We start from the raw sequence: 17976 nt of genomic DNA on the forward strand, positions 1-17976 counted from the left end.
GCTGCTCAACAAGTGGCAACGAGCGGTGACCGGATCGGTTACGTGCCGGTCACCGGCAGGAGACAATGACCTGTGTCACTGTACGGTGTGCCGCGCCCTGCTGGCACCGCCCGGCGCGAGCCGGACCGGCCGGGGGTGGGATCATCGGAGGGTGAGTAAGCCCGACACGGTCCGCTTCCGACACAACCAAGCCATCCTGGTCGCCGCGGTCATCGCCTTCATCGGCGCCCTGCCGCTGGCCACCGCCCGGTCCTACCTTCTGCCGGTGCTGCTCGTGCCGCTCGCCGTCGCGGTCTGGGCCTGGCGGGCCGGCACCGAGGCCGACGCGGACGGGCTGCGCGTACGGGCGTTGGCCGGGCAGCGCCGGATCACCTGGGACCAGGTCATCGAGCTGGTCACCGACGAGCGCGGGCGGGCGGTCGCCCGGCTCGACGACGGCCAGCAGGTCACCCTGCCGGCGGTACGCGGTGTGGACCTGCCCCGGCTGGTGTCCGCCACCGGCCAGGCACTGCCGCACACCACGGCCGAGACGCCCGGTCAGTAACCGTCGACCACCGTGTTGATCAGCGGCTGCCCGGCGGCGAAACGACGCACCTGGTCACCGACCAGTCGGTAGGCGCGCGGCAGCAGACCTCGCACCGACCCGGCCACGTGCGGGGTGAGCAACACGTTGGGCATCGCCCAGAGCGGTGAGTCGGCGGGCAGCGGCTCCGGGTCGGTGACGTCCAGCGCCGCCGCGATCCGACCGGTGGCCAGCTCGGCGACGAGCGCCTCGGTGTGGGCCACCGGCCCCCGGGCGGCGTTGACCAGCAGAGCCCCGTCGGGCATCGCGGCGAGGAAGTCCTTGTCGATGAGGCCACGGGTCTGCTCGGTGAGCGGCACGATCACCACCACCACGTCGGCGTCGGGCAGCAGCCGGGGCAGCTCCTCCACGCCGTACACCCCCTGCTCCGGGCGGGCGGTCCGCGCGACGAGCGTGAAACTCACCTCGAACGGGGCGAGCCGGTCCCGCACCGCGGTGCCGATCGAACCGGCCCCGACGATGAGCACCCGTTTGCCGGTCAGCTCGTCGGTGGGGGTGTTCCCGTCGTACGCCCAGCGCCGCTCGGCCTGCGCCCGGACGAACGCCGGGAACGCCCGCAACTGGGCGAGGATCGCCGTGACGACCCACTCGGCGGTGGACGGGTCGTGCACTCCCCTGGCGTCGCAGAGCGTGACACCCGGCGGTGTCCGGCCGGCCCAGGCGTCCGCTCCGGCGGAGAGCAGCTGCACCACCGCCACGTCGGGCAACTCCCGCAGCACCGCCGTCCCGTCCGAGCCGCCCAGGAACGGTGGCACCCAGACGCGGACGTCGGCGGGGTCGGACGGCATCCGATCGGCGTGCTCGAACACCTCCACCCTCACGTCCGGGGGCAGCTCGCCCATGAGGTTCAGGCCGGCCTGGTGCGGGATCCATACCTTCACGTCCGCCGACGATAGTCCCCGACGCGGCGGCCCGTGTGGGCGCGGCGGGGATCGGGTAACCCGTGGGCTGGCGCGGGCCGTCGGGGCGAGCGAGACTCGGCACAGCGAGGTCGGATCCGGGCCGGGAAGAGGTATAACGAAAGGTCGGAGGGCCGTCGTCCTCCCCGGCAGACAGGTGCTCGATGACCGACGGCTCCCCCGCCAACGCCCGGCGTTCGAGCGTGCCACCTGCGGCGCTCGGCGACGCGGCGCGACTGCGTGCGCTCCACGACACCGGGCTGGACGCCGTGCCGGACGAGGCGTTCGACAGGTTCGCCCGGCTGGTCAGCGACCTGCTGGACGTACCGGTGGCGCTGGTCTCCCTGGTCTCCGCCGACCGGCAGTTCTTTCCGGGCGCGGTCGGGTTGCCGGAGCCCTGGTCGCAGCGCCGGCAGACCCCGCTGAGCCACTCGTTCTGCCAGCACGTCGTGGACATCGAGGTGCCGATGGTGCTGCCGGACGCCCGGCTCTACCCGCGTGTCCGGGACAATCTGGCCATCGACGACCTCGGCGTGGTGGCGTACGCCGGGATGCCGCTCACCGACCTCTCCGGCCGGGTGCTCGGCTCGCTGTGCGCCATCGACAACAAGCCCCGCGCGTGGACGAGCGCCCAACTGCGGACGCTGGCCGACCTGGCCGCCGCGTGCTCGTCGGAGCTGCGGCTGCGGATCGCCCTCGACGGCGCGCGGGAGGCACAGCGGCGGGTCGTGCAGGCGCACGACCGGTTGGAGCTGGTGGCGGGAGTGAGCGAGACGCTCGCCGACACACTCGACGTGGGCACCGCGTTGCGCCGGCTCGCCGCCAGCATGGTGCCGCCGCTGGCCGACTGGTGCCTGCTCACCGTGGTCGGGCCGACCGGCAGGCCCCGCGAGGTGGTCTCGGTGCACCACGACCCGGCCCGCACCGCCGACGTCGAACGCTTCGGTGAGCTGCTGCGCACCGGTCTGAGCCCGACGTCGATCATCCGGTCGGTCCTCCGCACCGGCCAGCCCCGACTCGGCAGCGTGGCGTCCCTGGCCGACGTGGCGAGGGGCACCACCGACCCGGAGATGGTGTCGATCGCCGCTCGTCTCGGCATCGCCTCCTACCTGAGCGTGCCGGTGCGGGGTGCCGGCGGCACCGTGCTCGGCGCGATCACCCTCGTCAACAGCGCGGAGCGTCAGCAGTTCGACGACCGGGACCTGCTCACCGCGGTCGAGATCGGCCGCCGTGCTGGCCAGGCCGTCGGCAACAGCTCGATGTACGGCGAGCAGCGGCACGTCGCCGAGGTCCTGCAACACAGCATGCTGCCCCAGCTGCCGAACGTGCCGGAGCTGGAGCTGACGGCCCGCTACCAGCCGGCCGCCGACCAGGTGGAGGTGGGCGGGGACTGGTACGACGCCTTCGTCCAGCCCGACGGCGACGTGATCGCCACCATCGGTGACGTGGCGGGGCACGACATCGAGGCGGCGGCGGCCATGGGCCAGCTGCGCAACCTGGTGCGGGGCAACGCCTTCGGTCGACCCGACGGCGTCGGGGCGCTGATGAGTGACCTGGACGCCGCGATCCGCGGCCTGCGGCTGCCGATCGCGGCCACCGCGACGCTGGTCCGGATCTGCCCGCAGGTCGCCGGCGTCCACGAGGTGACCTGGTCCAACGCCGGGCACCCACCGGTCGTGGTGGTCCGTGCCGGCGGTGCGGTGGAGGTCCTGGAGGCGGCGCCGGAGCCGCTGCTCGGTCTGTCCCGCTCGTCGCCGCGGACCAGTAGGCCGACGAGCCTGGCCGTCGGCGACACCCTGTTGCTCTACACCGACGGGCTGATCGAGCGTCGGGACCGGCCCATCGACGAGGGACTGGCCGACCTGGTGGGCCGACTGACCGGCACCGACACGCTGCCCCTCGACGAGGTGTGCGACCTGCTGCTCGCCTCGGTCAACGGCCGTGAGGACGACACCGCGCTGTTGGCCGTACGGGCACGGTGAGTGGTCCACCGGGGACCGTCGGCCCGGTCACCGGCACCCGTCGGATCGTGACGGGCCCGACCGGGCGCTCCGGCGGGCTACCCTGGGCCGGGTGAGAGCCCGTCCCCCGTACCCTCGCGTCCGTCGCCTCCGGGTGACCCTCGCGGCGTCCTGCGCGGCGCTGCTGCTCGCCTCCGGTTGCAGTTTCGGCGAGCCGGAGCCCGACCGGGCCGGCGAGCCGCCCAACCTGCCGACGCCGTCCGCGTCGGCGAGCCCCGGCGGCGCGGCCCGGCAGGCGGTGACGACAGTCCTGGCCAAGGGCCTGCGCGTGCCGTGGGGCATCGCCTTCCTGCCCGACGGTGGCGCGCTGGTCACCGAACGGGACAACGGTCGGATCCTCCAGGTCGGCCCGGAGTCCGGGCCGGACGGGCTGCGGGTCCGGCCGGCACAGACGATTCCCGACGTGGCGGCGGCCGGCGAGGGCGGCCTTCTGGGCATCGCGGTCTCCCCGAACTACGCCCAGGACCGGTCGGTCTTCGTCTACTACACCTCCGCGCGGGACAACCGGGTCGCCCGGTTGGAACTCGGCGGTCAGCCCACCCCGATCCTGACCGGCATTCCCAAGGCCAACGTGCACAACGGCGGTGGGTTGGGCTTCGGCCCCGACGGGCAGCTCTACGTCAGCACGGGCGACGCGGGCGAACGACCCCTCTCACAGGACGTGAAGAGCCTCGGCGGCAAGATCCTCCGGATCACACCGGACGGCAAACCCTCCGCCGGCAACCCGTACCCCGGATCCCCGGTCTGGTCCCTGGGCCACCGCAACGTCCAGGGCTTCACCTGGGACGCGGCCAAGCGGATGTACGCCGTCGAGTTCGGCCAGAACACGTGGGACGAGATCAACCAGATCACCAAGGGCGGCAACTACGGTTGGCCGGAGGTCGAGGGGCGGGCCGGCGACAAGCGTTTCACCGACCCGATCACGCAGTGGGCGACCTCCGACGCGTCCTGCTCCGGTCTGTCCGCCGCGGACCAGCTGCTGGTCGCCGGTTGCCTGCGGGGCAAGCGCCTCTGGGTGATGGAGTTGACCGACACGGGTACGCTGCTCGGCCAGCCCACCGATCTGCTCACCAACCGGTACGGCCGACTGCGTGCGGTCGCCGCCGCACCGGACGGGTCGCTCTGGGTGGGCACCTCCAACCACGACGGGCGGGGTGACCCGGCCGGCGACGACGACCGACTCCTGCGGGTGGTCTTCGCCGGCGGTGACGGCGGACGCAGCTGACGTTCGTCACCATCCGCTCAGGTTTGCCAAGATCTTCCGACGGGCAGGTCAGAATCTCAGCATGGACGGGCAACGCGACCAGCCGCACGACGACGCCGACGACCGGGACACCCCGGCCGCCGGCGGCGATCTGCCGCGCCCGAACGGCCGGTGGGCAACGCTGGCCGGGCCGCTCCGGCGCACCGGGCTGATCGGCGCCGTCCTCGCCATCGCCCTGGCCGGGGCGGCGCTCGGGGTGCTGGCCGGCGGTCGGGTGGACACCGACATCGGCCCGTTCCGCGCCAACCTCAGCATCTCCCCCGCCCGCGACGGCGGCACCACCGTCGACATCCCACCGCTCGGCGCGCTGCTGCTCGACAGCCATGACGGGCCGACCCACCTCACCGTGCGGCTCGGCGCGCTCGACCAGGGCCGCACCGAGGCGCTGCTCGACGACCCGGCCAGCATCAGCCGGGCGAGCCAGAGCGCCGTGGAGGACGTCCGCTCCGGCATCATGCGGCTCGGCCTGCGGACGCTCGGCGCGTCGGTGCTCGTCACCCTGATCCTGGCCGGGTTGGTCTTCCGGAACTCCCGGCGGACGGCCTGGGCGGGCGGGCTGGCGCTGCTGTTCACCGCCGGCAGCCTCGGCACGGCGGCGGCCACCCTGCGACCCCAGGCGATCGAGGAACCACGCTACGAGGGGCTGCTGGTCAACGCGCCCGCCATCGTCGGTGACGCCCGCCGGATCGCCAACGACTACACCAAGTACGCCGAACAGTTGCAACGCCTGGTCGGCAACGTCAGCCAGCTCTACACCACGGTCTCGGCGCTACCGGTGTACGAGCCGGCCCCGGGCACCACCCGGGTCCTGCACGTCTCCGACATGCACCTCAACCCGACCGGTTGGCAGCTGATCCGCACCGTCGTGGAGCAGTTCGGCATCGACGTGGTGATCGACACCGGGGACATCACCGACTGGGGCAGCGAACCGGAGGCGTCCTTCGTCGGTTCGATCAGCCTGCTCAAGAAGCCGTACGTCTTCATCCGCGGCAACCACGACTCCGACAAGACCGCCGCCGCGGTGGCCCGGCAGTCCAACGCCATCGTGCTGGACAACTCCACGACCACCGTCGCCGGCCTGACCATCGCCGGCATCGGCGACCCGCGCTTCACCCCGGACAAGAACACCTCACCGGCCGGCAGCGGGCTGACCCCGCAGGTCGCCGACCAGGTGGTCGGCGCCGGCATCGACCTCGCCGCGACGGTCCGCGCCGCACCGCGACCGGTCGACATCGCGCTCGTGCACGACCCGGCATCCGCCGGCCCGCTCTCCGGCACCTGCCCGCTGGTGCTGGCCGGGCACACCCACGCCCGGCAGGTGTCCAAGCTGCCGCAGGCGCCGGGGCAGCAGCCCACCACGCTGATGGTGGAGGGCTCGACCGGCGGTGCCGGGCTGCGCGGGCTGGAGGGTGAGAAGCCCACCCCGCTGTCGATGAGCGTGCTCTACTTCGACCAGCAGAAGATGCTCCAGGCGTACGACACCATCACCGTCGGCGGCACCGGGCAGGCCCAGGTCAACCTGGAACGACGCCTGGTGGAGAACCCGACCGCCGGAGCGCCGCCCTCGGGCACCCCGACGCCGACACCGACCCCGACGAGCTGAGGGCGGGGCGGTCAGCGCAGGGCGATGGCGGCCAGCGCCGCGTTGACGATGCTGCCGGGCAGCAGGTCGTGCACCTCGTACAGCTCCGCGACGGTGCCGGACTGGCCGAACTCGTCCACCCCGAGCGGCACCGCCGGCGCGCCGACCGCCGACCCGAGCCAGGCCATCGCGTGCGACGCCGCGTCGTGCACCGTCACCACCGGCACCCGGTCGGCGAACGCGGACCGCAGCGCCCCCGGCACACTCGGCACCGTGGCCGTCCGCACACCCTGTCGCAGGGTGCGCTGCCAGGCCCGGTACAGCCGGTCCAGCGACGTCACGTCCACCACGTGCGCGGCGACGCCCTCGTCGGCCAGTTCCGCCGCGGCGGCCAGCACCTCGGGCAGCACCGCGCCGGAGGCGGCCAGTTGCACCACCGGGGCGTCGACCAGGTGCGGGTACGCCTGGTGCGCGTCGACCAGCCGGTACGCCCCGGCGACCACCTGCCGACGCAGGACCGCGTCGCCGAGCCGGGCCCGGGCCGCCTCGAACGGCGCCTGGTCCAGCGGGCGGGTGCTCAACCGGAAGTAGTAGGCCCCGTCCTCGGTCGGCGCGGCCGTCGTCGCCGGGCTCGACCCACCGGCGATCTGCCCGAGCGCGTCGCACAGCAACCAGTCGAGGCTGCCCGCGTACGCGGGTTCGAGGAAGGTCACCCCGGGCAGCTCCAGGCCGACCGACGCGGTGATGGTGGACTGGTGGGCACCGCCCTCGGGGGCCAGGGTGATGCCGGACGGGGTGCCGGCCACCACGAACCGGGAGCCGGAGTACGTGCCGTACAGGAACGCGTCGAGGCCCCGCAGCACGAACGGGTCGTAGACCGTCCCCACCGGCAGCAGCGGCTGCCCGGACAGGTCCCAGGACAGGCCGAGCTGGCCCAGCAGCAGGAACAGGTTCATCTCCGAGATGCCCAGCTCGATGTGCTGCCCGGATGGGCTCTCGGTCCAGCGCAGCATCCGGTCCTCGGTCCAGGAACGCTGCTCGGTGGGGGCGAACACCCCGGTCTTGTTGATGAACCCGGCGAGGTTGGTGGAGGTCGCCACGTCAGGGGCGGTGGTGACGAGGTAACGGCCCACCTCCCGGTCCCGGGCCAGGTCCACCAGCACCCGACCGAAGACCTCCTGGGTGGAGATCGGCTTGTTGGCGCGTACTCCCGTGCTCTCCGGGACGGTGACCCCCAACGCGCGCTCGCGGGGCGCGCGGGACAGCGCCTCCCGGCGGGCGCCGGCCCGGATGCCGGCGGGTGACGCCGGGTCGAGGCGGTCCCACTCGGTCTCGGCGGTGAGACCCTGCGCGGCCCGCAGCGTCGCGACCTGCTCGGTGCTGAGCAACGCCGAATGGTTGCGCGGGTTGCCGGCGATGGGCAGACCCCAACCCTTCACGGTGTACGCGAAGACGACGCTGGGCCGGTCGGTGACCGCGTCGCACTGGGCGTACGCGTCGAGCATCGCCTGAAGGTCGTGCCCGCCCAGGTCGGTGACGAGCGGGCCGAGGTCCTCGTCGGTGATGTCGGCGATCAGCTCGGCGATCCCGGCCGGCGCGCCGTCCAGGAACTGCTTGCGCAGGGCCGGGCCGGTCAACCCGAACAGCGACTGGTACTGCTCGTTGGGCATCGCGTCGATCCAGTCGCGCAGCGCCTCGCCACCCGGCCGGGCGTACGCCTCGGCGAGCTTACGGCCGTACTTGACCTCCACGACGTGCCAGCCGGCCGCCTCGAACTGCCCCCGCCACTGGTTGATCCGGATGCCCGGCACCACCCGGTCCAGCGACTGGCGGTTGAAGTCGACGAGCCACATGACGTTGCCCAGCCCGGTCGTGGCGGGGTCGGCCACCGCCTCCCAGATGTTGCCCTCGTCCAGTTCGGCGTCGCCGATCAGCGCCACGAACCGGGAGTGCGGGCGGGCCCCGAAGTGCGCGTCGACGTACCGCCGGGTGGCGGCGGCGAACAGCGGCGCCGCCGCGCCCAGGCCGACCGAGCCGGTGGAGAAGTCCACAGCGTCCGGGTCCTTGGTGCGCGACGGGTACGACTGGAGGCCACCACGGGCCCGCAGCCGGGGCAGGTAGGAGCGGTCCAGGTTGCCCAGCAGGTACTGGATGGCGTGGAACACCGGGGAGGCGTGCGGCTTGACGGCGACCCGGTCCTCGGCGTCCAGGTGCGCGAACCACAGCGCGGTCATCGCCGTGACCAGGGAGGCGCTGGACGCCTGGTGGCCGCCGACCTTCACACCGTCACCGGTGGCCCGGTCGTGGTTGGCGGCGTCCACGATCCGGGTGGCGAGCCAGAGCACCCGCCGCTGGATCTCGTCGAGGACATCGAGGTCGTGCTGGGTCACGGTGGCTCCATCCAGGCGTCGCCGTTGACGCCCTCACGAGGGGTGCGGGGTGGTCGACAGGGGATGACGGAGGGCCGCCGCCGGTCGCGGCGGCGGCCAACTCCGGGTGGATCTCAGCCCTGGACGCCGAGGCGCTCCAGGATCAGCGTGCGGACGGCGGCGGCGTCGGCCTGACCACGGGTGGTCTTCATGACCGCGCCGACCAGCGCACCGACCGCCGCGACCTTGCCACTGCGGATCTTGTCGGCGATGCCGGGGTTCGCGGCGATCGCCTCGTCCACGGCGGCGGTCAACGCGCCCGTGTCCGACACGACCTCCAGGCCCCGGCTGGTCATGATCTCGGTGGGCGAGCCCTCACCGTCGACCACACCCTCCAGCACCGTACGGGCCATCTTGTCGTTGAGCTTGCCGGCGTCGACCAGCCCCTGAAGCTCGGCCACCTGGGCGGGGGTCGCGCCGATCTGGGCCAGCTCCACGCCGCTCTCGTTGGCCCGGCGGGACAGCTCACCCAGCCACCACTTGCGCGCCGCCGCAGGGGTGGTGCCGGCAGCCACGGTGGCCTCGATCAGCTCGACCGCGCCCGCGTTCAACACCGACTGCATGTCCAGGTCGGAGAGACCCCACTGCTCCTGGAGCCGACGCCGGTGCACCCGGGGCAGCTCCGGCAGGGCGGCCTTCAGCTCGGCGACCCAGGCCGGGTCCGGGGCGATCGGCACCAGATCCGGCTCCGGGAAGTACCGGTAGTCGGTCGCCGTCTCCTTCGAGCGACCCGGGGTGGTGTCACCGGTGTCCTCGTGGAAGTGGCGCGTCTCCTGGGTGATCCGACCGCCCGCGTCGAGCACCGACGCCTGCCGCAGCATCTCCGAACGGACCGCCCGTTCCACCGACCGCAACGAGTTGACGTTCTTCGTCTCGGTACGGGTGCCCCACTCCGCGCCCGGCAGGTTGAGCGACGTGTTCACGTCACACCGCAGCGAACCCTCCTCCATCCGCACGTCCGAGACGCCGAGGGAGCGGATCACGTCCCGCAGCTCGGCGACGTACGCACGGGCCACCTCGGGGGCGAGCGCACCGGTGCCGGTGATCGGCTTGGTCACGATCTCGACCAGCGGGATGCCGGCCCGGTTGTAGTCGACCAACGACTCCGTCGCGCCGTGGATCCGGCCAGTGGCACCACCGACGTGCAGCGTCTTGCCGGTGTCCTCCTCCAGGTGCACCCGCTCGATCTCGATCCGCACCGTCTCGCCGCCCACCTCGACGTCCAGGTAACCGTCGACGCAGATCGGCTCGTCGTACTGGCTGATCTGGAAGTTCTTCGGCATGTCCGGGTAGAAGTAGTTCTTCCGGGCGAACCGGCACCACTCGGCGATCGAGCAGTTCAACGCCAGACCGATCCGGATGATCGCCTCGATCGCCGCCTTGTTGGCCACCGGCAACGAACCGGGCAGGCCCAGGCACACCGGGCAGACCCGGGTGTTCGGCTCGCCACCGAAGTCGGTCGGGCAACCGCACCACATCTTGGTGTTCGTGCCCAGCTCGACGTGGGTCTCCAGGCCGATCACCGGTTCGAAGCGCGCGACGACCTCGTCGTACGCGGGCAGTGTCGTGGTCATGAGACGGCTCCAGGCGCGATCCGGACAGAACCTGTCCAGCCTAATGGGGTTGTCCGATCAATCCTCGGGCGGGTTTCGTCAGAGGTGCGTGGCGTCGCCGACGGCGGGGTGGGGAACGGCGATGACGAATACGGGGAGAGCGTCAGAGGTGCGGGTCCGGCCGGTCATCGTTGCTGTGGTCGCGGTGTGGGCGGTGGCGTGCGGAGCGGGGACGACGGTGACCAGGAGGAATACTGCGGGCGACCCGACGGACGATGAGCGGGCCGGACAGATCATGGACGCCCGGCGGCGCTCAGGCCGGATGACCAAGGCCGCGGTGGTGCTGTTGGCGGCCACCGTCCCCGCCACGTTCGCCGTCGGGTTGCTGATCTCCGACGGAGAACGGGACGCCGGCGACCCACTGATCCGGCTGCTGCTCCTCCTGGTGACTGCGGCGCTGGGCGTCGCCGTCGTCCTCCTGATCAACGCGTGGATGACGAGGAACTCTTCTCGGTCCGACGGCGCCGACCTGGCCAGCCGCCGGCGGGTGAAGGCGGCACTGCGCGACGGGTCGACGACCGACCCGCAGGTCGACGCGCTGGCCCGCAAGGAGGCCGAGCAGCAGGTACGTCGACGGTGGGTGTTCTGGGCCCTCGGTGTGGTCCTGGCGTTGCAGACGCTGAACGCCGTCAGCACCGACCGGACGTCCACCCGCTGGACATCTGGGCTGGGCGCGCTGGTCTGGGCTGTGCTGCTCTACCAGCACTGGCGCACCACCCAGCGGGCCCGCCGCTACCTCGCCAGCCCGACCTCAGGCTACGCCGAGCGGTAACCCAAGCGCACCAGCGCATCGCATGTGTCACTCCACCACTGTTGGTACGCGGGCACCCCCTGAAGACGAGCCAGCGAGACCAACTCGCCAAGTTGGCCGTAGTGGTCGGTGGTTGAGCGGCTCACCCGGCCCATCACGCTGTTGAGCGCGCTCTTGGGATCGACCACTCGCTCCACCAGTCGCGGCTGTGCAGGAAGCCCCATCTCGGCATCGGTCCACCTGACGCCGAGAGCACTTCGCAGTGCATCACCATCCGCGAGAAGCCACGCCTCCGTCTCGCGCACCGGAACCACTGCTACCAGTTGCTCCGCACGCTCCCCCCACACCTCACGCAGCGGTCGCAGCCACTCTGCGGCAGTCCGCTCGGCATTGGCGCCCTGATCATGATGAAAGAAGATCAGAGAGAAGCTTGCCGGATTCTGCTCGACGAGCCCGATGACATCAGCGATCGAGCACGGGCCTTTTCGGTCGCGTAACGGCTGGATGTCAGCCACCTCGACCGCGTCCTCAAATTCGGTCAAGCAGATCTCGGTCAACGCCCTGGCAAGCAACCTGGGAAGAAACTGATCATCGGTGACGCCCTCGGAGACCAACGCGGAGGTCAGATAACGCATCAGTTGTCCAACTCCGCCATGACCTCGAATTCGGCAATCTCCCTCGGGCTCACCACGCTTCCGACATCGAACGCGTCGTCGATCGTAAGCTGCTGAGCCCCGGCAATCGATCTCCACCGACTGACCCGACTACGGGCCTGGCCGCGTTGGACGCGACTGACAACGTCCATGAAGACGGCGTCGGTCCGCGTCCGGGCCTGGGCGGGTTCCAACGCCCGCAGGATCGCCGGCGAGTGACTGCTCAGGATGAGCTGGGTCAGAGCAGCGCCCTCGGTTTTCGCGTCGATGGCCCGTTCGACGAGGTTCCGGAGGTACCTGACGAACTGCGCCAGCCGTTGCGGAAAGATGCCGTTCTCAGGCTCTTCGAAACAGATGAGACCGGCGCCCCTCGGGTCGTACAGTGCCGCCAGGAGGGCGATCGCCCGGAGGGTGCCGTCCGAGGCCACCCTGGCCGAGAATGGCGCTTCCTCTCGGGTCAGCACTTCCACCTGCCGCTGCCGGCGGGCTTCATCCTCAGCGAGGCGAACCCGGATGACACCCGGGATGACGGCGGCCAGGTCGGCGGACAGGTCGTTCAGCGCCCCTTCCGGCCTGTCGTCACTGCCGGTCTCATCCGCCAACCGCCGCAGCGTGTTGGCCAGGTGACCTCCATTAGCGGCGAGGCCGTCGGGGTCATCGTAGGAATCAGGGGCGCGCAACGCGCTGGGATCCAGGTGCAGCAGACGCCACGACTGCATCTCTCGCTTGAGCGCGTACAGCAGCGGGAAGTCTGTCGCCGTGGTCAGACTGGACAGAACGGTTGCAGTGGCAGCCGTCGCGGGAAGGCGACGCTTACGCCCCTGATTGCCCTGCTGCCTGATGCTGAAGACAGGCCGGTTCTGCTCGTCCTGCTCCGTCTCCAACGGATCGGCACCCGTGCGGTAGGCCGCCAACCGCTTACGCTGCTCGGCGTCGAACCGAACGACCCAGGTGTCGTCGGCCCGCCGGATTCTCCGAACTGCCTCACGGACGACATACGGCCGCTGCGTCCCGCTGTGACCGGTCGACCTGAGTTCAAGCGTCAACTCGTAGCGAAGTCGCGAATGATTGACTTCGGCCGTGTCGCCGAACGCGTCGGTGACCGATCTGTCCAGCAGCACTTCCACGGCGAACGACATCACCTCGACCGAGGATCCGTCGGTGTGCTTGTGAAAGAGGTCCACGATGTCGCCACGCATGTGTTGAGCCGCTTCGAGGACCGGGTCGCCGGCCAGTCGACCGAGGAACTGGATGGCGTCGAACAGGTTTGACTTGCCTGCCGCATTCCGTCCGATGATCACGAGGAAGGGCGGGATGTCCAACGAAAAATCACGGAAAGACTTGAATCCGTCGATCTCGATCCGCGTCAGCATCCCGCCCGCCCTCAGAGCGCCGGTGGGGTGAAGGTGCCGATGGCGGACTCCAGCGCGGCGGCCACCCGGTACATCCGGTCGTCGGCCATGGTCGGGGCCATCACCTGCAGACCGACCGGCAACCCGTCGGAGAGCCCACAGGGCACCGAGATGCCCGGCCCGCCGTACAGGTTGGTCGGAATCGTGTACAGGTCGGCCAGGTACATCTGGTACGGGTCGGCGGTCCGCGCGCCCAGCGGGAACGCCACCGACGGGGTGGTCGGCGAGATCAGGGCGTCGACCTGCTCGAACGCGGCGGTGAAGTCCCGCGTGATGAGCGTCCGGACCTTCTGCGCCTGCCCGTAGTACGCGTCGTAGTAACCCGACGACAGCGCGTACGTGCCGATCATGATGCGGCGCTTGACCTCCGGGCCGAAGCCGGCCTCCCGGGTCAGCGACATGACCTCCTCCAGCGACCGGTTGCCGTCGTCGCCGACCCGCAGGCCGAACCGGACGCCGTCGAACCGGGCCAGGTTGGAGGAGCACTCGCTCGGGGCGATCAGGTAGTACGCCGGCAGCGCGTACGCGAACGTCGGGCAGGACACCTCGACGATCTCCGCGCCCATCTTCGCGAGCGCGTCCACCGACTCGCGGAACGCGGTCATCACACCCGGCTCGGCACCCTCGCCGACGAACTCGCTGACGATGCCGAGACGTACGCCGGTCAGGTCACCGGTCGCGCCGAGCTTCGCCGCCGCCACCACGTCCGGCACCGGCTGCGGGATCGAGGTCGAGTCCCGGGGGTCGTGCCCGCCGATCACGTGGTGCAGCAGGGCCGCGTCGAGCACGTTCCGGGCGCACGGGCCGGGAGTGTCCAGCGACGACGAGAAGGCGACCAGCCCGTAGCGGGAGGTGCCGCCGTAGGTGGGCTTCGCGCCCACCGTGCCGGTCACCGCGCCGGGCTGGCGGATCGAGCCGCCGGTGTCCGAGCCGATCGCCAGCGGCGCCTCGTACGCGGCCAGCGCGGCAGCGCTGCCACCACCCGAGCCGCCCGGGATCCGGGTCAGGTCCCACGGGTTGTGCGTCGGGCCGTACGCCGAGTATTCGGTGGAGGACCCCATGGCGAACTCGTCCATGTTGGTCTTGCCGAGCATCACCGTGCCGGCCTCGCGCAGACGCTGCACGATCGTCGCGTCGTACGGCGGGCGCCAACCCTCCAGGATCTTCGACCCCACCGTGGTCGGCACGCCCCGGGTGGCGAGCACGTCCTTCACCGCGACCGGCACACCCGCGAGCGGGCCCAACTCCTCGCCAGCCGCCCGGCGCTCGTCCACCGCACGGGCCGCGGCGAGCGCGCCGTCGGAGTCGACGTGCAGGAAGGCGTGCACCCGGTCGTCGACGGCGGCGATCCGGTCCAGGTGGGCCTGGGTCACCTCGACGGCGGAAGTCTCGCCCCCGGCGACCAGGGAAGCGATCTCCGACGCCGTCATCTTGATCAAATCACTCATGCCGTCACTCCGCTTCGCTCCGCGACGCCATGAGGCACCACAGCGCTGCACCGATGATTCACTCGCTGCCGCTCGCTCATGAAGCCACGTCCTCGCTCAGGATCCGCGGCACGCGGAACCGCTGGTCCTCGGCGTCGGGTGCGCCCGAGAGCGCCTCCTGCGGGGTCAGGCACGGCGTGACGACGTCCTCGCGGAAGACGTTGGTCAGCGGCACCGAGTGCGAGGTCGGCGGGATGTCCGCGGCGGCGACCTCGCCGACCTGGGCGACTGCCTGGAGGATCACGTCGAGCTGGCCGGCGAACGTGTCCAGCTCCTCCTCGGTGACGGCGAGCCGCGACAGGCGCGCCAGGTGCGCGACCTCCTCGCGGGAGATGGCGGCCATCCGTGCCCCCTTCTGATGTCCTGCTGGTCGGCGGTGTGCCTGCCGCGCGGCGGGTGGAGCGTGACGCGCGGTGACCGGAGCGAGTCTATTGTTCCGCTCTGGTGCCGCGTCCCCGACTCCCCCTCCCGGAAGCAGCCGGGTCAGCGGGTGGGCCGACGACCGGTGTCCGACTGCGGGGGGCCGCTCGGGCGCACCGGCCGGTACCGGACCAGCCAGGTGACCAGTTCCTCGGCGGGCATGGGCCGGGCGTAGAACCAGCCCTGCGCGGCGTCGCAGCCGGCGGCGTGCAACATCCGCCAGGTCCGCTCGTCCTCGACGCCCTCGGCGACCACCCGCAGACCCAACGCGCCGGCCAGCTCGATCATCGACCGGACGATCGCCGCGTCGTCGGCGTCGTCGGCCATGCCGAGCACGAACGACCTGTCCACCTTCACCTCGGACAGCGGCAACCGGCGCAGATGCTGAAGGGAGGAGTAGCCGGTGCCGAAGTCGTCCAACGAGATGGCCACGCCGATCCGGTGCAGATGGGAGATGGTGGCCAGCACCCGGCGGGGGTCGGCCATCAGGGCGCCTTCGGTGATCTCCACCTGGAGCCGCTCGGCCGGCACCTGGTGACGGGCCAACCGGTCGGCGATCTGGTCGGCGATCTCACCGGTGTGCAGGTCGCGCACGCTCACGTTCAGCGCCGCGCGCAGGCTGATGCCGGCCGCCGACCACGTGGCGAGTTGCTCCACGACGTCGTTGACGACCCGACGGGTGAGGAGCCGCATCACCGCGCTCTGCTCGGCGACCCGGATGAGCTCCTCCGGGTCGACCATGCCCCGGCGCGGGTGCCGCCACCGCAGCAGGGCCTCGACGCCGACCACCTCACCGGTCGCGATGGCGATCTGCGGCTGGTAGTACATCGTGATGTCCCCGGCGTCGTCGGGCGCGTCCCCATCCGCGTGCGCCCACCCGGTCGCTCCCGCCTGCTGCCCCGACGTGCCCGTTCCGGCGTCATGCCTCGGCCAGGGGCCACCGTTGCCCCTCGCAGGCAGCGCGCCGCCGTTCGGCGACCGGCGGCCGTTCGCCACCGCGGCGCGTCGTTCCCGGGCCGGGCCCGAGCGGGTGCCGGCGACCGAGGCGCGGGAGCTTCGGCCCCGGATCGGGTCGGCCCCGGTGGCGATCCGGTTGATCAGCTCGTCGGCGTGCACCATCTCGGCGTCGTTGCGCCGACGACGCCCCCACCAGCGGGGACCGTCCGGCGACGCGGTGGCGACCGCCGATGCCGGCTCCGCGTGTGGTGCGGGCTCGGCCGGGGACCCGAGGGGCAGCGCCGCCCCGTCACCGCCGCGCACCTCGGCCTTCGTGCCCAGGGGTACGTCGAACCGCTCGGCGTCGTTCGGCAGGACGTCCCGGCCGTTCCCGTCGACCTGATCGGCCAGCACATCGCCGTAACCGTGCACCGCCAGCTCGGCGGCCAACGGCTCGGTGACCTGGCCCTCCCGCTCGACGGCCAACGGCCCGGTGACCTGGCCCTCCCGCTCGACGGCCAACGGCCCGGTGACCTGGCCCTCCCGCTCGACGGCCAACGGCTCGTCCGTCGACGAGCCGGATTCCAGCACCCGGCGCAGGTCGGCGAGGAGGCCGAGTCGCTCGGCGGAGTTGTGGTCGGACTCGGGGGCGTAGACGGCCACCGTGTCGTTACGGTGCTTGGCGTCGTACATCGCTACGTCCGCGTGGCGCATCAACGTGGCGAAGTCCTCGCCGTGTTCCGGAAAGAGCGCGATCCCGATCGAACCGCCGACGTCCAACGGCAGCCCGTCGAGTGGCACCGGCTCGGCCAACGCCTGGACCACCTGGTCGGCCAACTCCCGTGCCTGGCGGACGTCGGTGAGGCCGGTCATCACGATGGCGAACTCGTCGCCGCCGAGACGGGCGATCATCTCCGGGCGGGGCTGCACGTCGGCGAGACGGGCGCTCACCTCGACCAGGAGCCGGTCGCCCACGGCGTGACCGAGAGCGTCGTTGACGTTCTTGAACCGGTCCAGGTCGATCAGGAGCAGGGCCAGTTGACCGTCGGGCTCGCCTCGGGCGGTCCGCTCGGCGTGCAGGTGCACCTGCTCGGCCACCTCGGCCAGCAGCGCCTTCCGGTTGGGCAGCCCGGTCAGCGGGTCGGCGGCGGCGAGGTGCTGCTGCTCGACGGTCAACCGGGCCATCCGGTAGACCGCGAACAACGGCACCAGCACCAGCGGGATCAACGCCGCGCTGACCCGGGCTGCGGCGACCAGCACCGGGGCGAGCAGCAACAGCGAACCGGTGGAGAGCAACTCGAAACCGAGGCCCTGGCGGAGGGTCGGCCACCACCGGTCGCCGAAACGCAACCGCACCGCCCAGCTGACCAGCCCGTAGTTGACGACGAACCACGCCAGCGTGGCACCACCGACAGCGGCCACGTCGGTCCAGTGCAGACGACCACCGGAGAAGATGGTGCCCGAGCCGAGCTGGATCACCCCGTACGCGGCGGCGAGGGCGCACGCGTACTGGCCGACGTTGAACGCGGTCCGCCAGGCCGCGTGTCGCATCCGCCAGCCGGAGACGATCACCCCGACCGCCTGAACCGCCACTGCGGGCCCGAGGCCCCAGCCGAGCAGGATCGCGAAGGTGAAGCAGGTGGACGGGAACACGGCCGAGGTCTGCCGACGCCCCGGCGGGACGAACGGCCGGGCGTCGCAGACCACAGCGAGCACGGCCATCGTCCAGAACGCCACCGGCAGCCCGGAGACCTCGGCGGGAAGCTGCGCCAGCGGCACGGCGGCGGTCAGCGCGGCGACCACCAGGATGCCGACGACGAAGGTGGCGAACGGCGTCGCCCGCCCCGGTGGGAGCGAGTTGCGTGGATCGGCGGCCTCCACCACACCTCCCGACGACCGTCGGCGTGCCGCTGCGGTACGCCGTGA

13 protein-coding genes are annotated in these 17976 nt (G+C 71.6%); 5 read left to right on the forward strand and 8 right to left on the reverse strand.

Annotated elements, in window-relative coordinates; translation table 11 throughout:
• Positions 1 to 151: 151 nt before the first annotated feature.
• Positions 152 to 544, forward strand: coding sequence for a PH domain-containing protein (locus GA0070612_RS31035; protein ID WP_088991136.1), 393 nt, complete (start codon positions 152 to 154; stop codon positions 542 to 544).
• Here the strand turns inward: GA0070612_RS31035 and GA0070612_RS31040 are convergent.
• Positions 538 to 1464 (reverse strand): 2-hydroxyacid dehydrogenase, encoded by a 927-nt coding sequence (locus GA0070612_RS31040; RefSeq protein WP_088991137.1) that lies wholly within the window; start codon positions 1462 to 1464, stop codon positions 538 to 540. The two genes, GA0070612_RS31035 and GA0070612_RS31040, sit on opposite strands and share 7 nt — an antisense overlap.
• 182 nt (positions 1465 to 1646) lie before the next feature.
• Between GA0070612_RS31040 and GA0070612_RS31045 the strand changes: the two genes are divergently transcribed.
• The 3 genes from GA0070612_RS31045 (at position 1647) to GA0070612_RS31055 (ending at position 6370) form a co-directional block, all read left to right on the forward strand.
• Positions 1647 to 3464, forward strand: coding sequence for a SpoIIE family protein phosphatase (locus GA0070612_RS31045; protein WP_088991138.1), 1818 nt, complete (start codon positions 1647 to 1649; stop codon positions 3462 to 3464).
• Between the two features lie 91 nt (positions 3465 to 3555).
• Positions 3556 to 4728, forward strand: coding sequence for a PQQ-dependent sugar dehydrogenase (locus tag GA0070612_RS31050; RefSeq protein WP_088991139.1), 1173 nt, complete (start codon positions 3556 to 3558; stop codon positions 4726 to 4728).
• 61 nt (positions 4729 to 4789) lie between these two features.
• Positions 4790 to 6370 (forward strand): metallophosphoesterase, encoded by a 1581-nt coding sequence (locus tag GA0070612_RS31055; protein ID WP_088991140.1) that lies wholly within the window; start codon positions 4790 to 4792, stop codon positions 6368 to 6370.
• 11 nt (positions 6371 to 6381) lie between these two features.
• On the opposite strand, the gene GA0070612_RS31060 is transcribed toward GA0070612_RS31055, so the two are convergent.
• Both GA0070612_RS31060 and gatB read right to left on the reverse strand, forming a co-directional pair.
• A complete protein-coding gene (locus tag GA0070612_RS31060; protein WP_088991141.1) occupies positions 6382 to 8739 on the reverse strand; it encodes a transketolase-like TK C-terminal-containing protein in 2358 nt (785 codons plus the stop codon).
• Positions 8740 to 8852: 113 nt separating this feature from the next.
• On the reverse strand, positions 8853 to 10352 hold the full coding sequence (gene gatB / locus GA0070612_RS31065) for an Asp-tRNA(Asn)/Glu-tRNA(Gln) amidotransferase subunit GatB (protein ID WP_088991142.1): 1500 nt from the start codon (positions 10350 to 10352) through the stop codon (positions 8853 to 8855).
• 217 nt (positions 10353 to 10569) lie between these two features.
• Here gatB and GA0070612_RS31070 point away from each other — a divergent pair, with 217 nt between their 5' ends.
• Positions 10570 to 11163: a hypothetical protein gene (locus GA0070612_RS31070; protein ID WP_157742649.1), complete on the forward strand. Its 594-nt coding sequence runs from the start codon at positions 10570 to 10572 to the stop codon at positions 11161 to 11163.
• Here GA0070612_RS31070 and GA0070612_RS31075 read toward each other — a convergent pair.
• From GA0070612_RS31075 to GA0070612_RS31095, 5 genes are all read right to left on the reverse strand, one after another.
• Entirely contained in the window at positions 11148 to 11777 is a 630-nt protein-coding gene (locus GA0070612_RS31075; protein ID WP_088991144.1) for a DUF4276 family protein, read from the reverse strand. The genes GA0070612_RS31070 and GA0070612_RS31075 overlap by 16 nt on opposite strands.
• Positions 11777 to 13168 (reverse strand): AAA family ATPase, encoded by a 1392-nt coding sequence (locus GA0070612_RS31080; protein ID WP_088991145.1) that lies wholly within the window; start codon positions 13166 to 13168, stop codon positions 11777 to 11779. Before GA0070612_RS31080 ends, GA0070612_RS31075 begins: the two co-directional genes overlap by 1 nt.
• An 11-nt stretch (positions 13169 to 13179) precedes the next feature.
• Positions 13180 to 14655, reverse strand: a complete 1476-nt coding sequence (gene gatA / locus GA0070612_RS31085; RefSeq protein WP_088991146.1) for an Asp-tRNA(Asn)/Glu-tRNA(Gln) amidotransferase subunit GatA — start codon at positions 14653 to 14655, stop codon at positions 13180 to 13182.
• Positions 14656 to 14731: 76 nt separating this feature from the next.
• A complete protein-coding gene (gene gatC, locus GA0070612_RS31090) occupies positions 14732 to 15037 on the reverse strand; it encodes an Asp-tRNA(Asn)/Glu-tRNA(Gln) amidotransferase subunit GatC (protein WP_088991147.1) in 306 nt (101 codons plus the stop codon).
• 140 nt (positions 15038 to 15177) lie between these two features.
• Positions 15178 to 17931 (reverse strand): GGDEF domain-containing phosphodiesterase, encoded by a 2754-nt coding sequence (locus GA0070612_RS31095; RefSeq protein WP_088991885.1) that lies wholly within the window; start codon positions 17929 to 17931, stop codon positions 15178 to 15180.
• Positions 17932 to 17976 lie beyond the last annotated feature (45 nt).

The sequence above is a fragment of the Micromonospora chokoriensis genome (assembly GCF_900091505.1).
GTDB classification, from domain to species: Bacteria; Actinomycetota; Actinomycetes; order Mycobacteriales; family Micromonosporaceae; genus Micromonospora; species Micromonospora chokoriensis.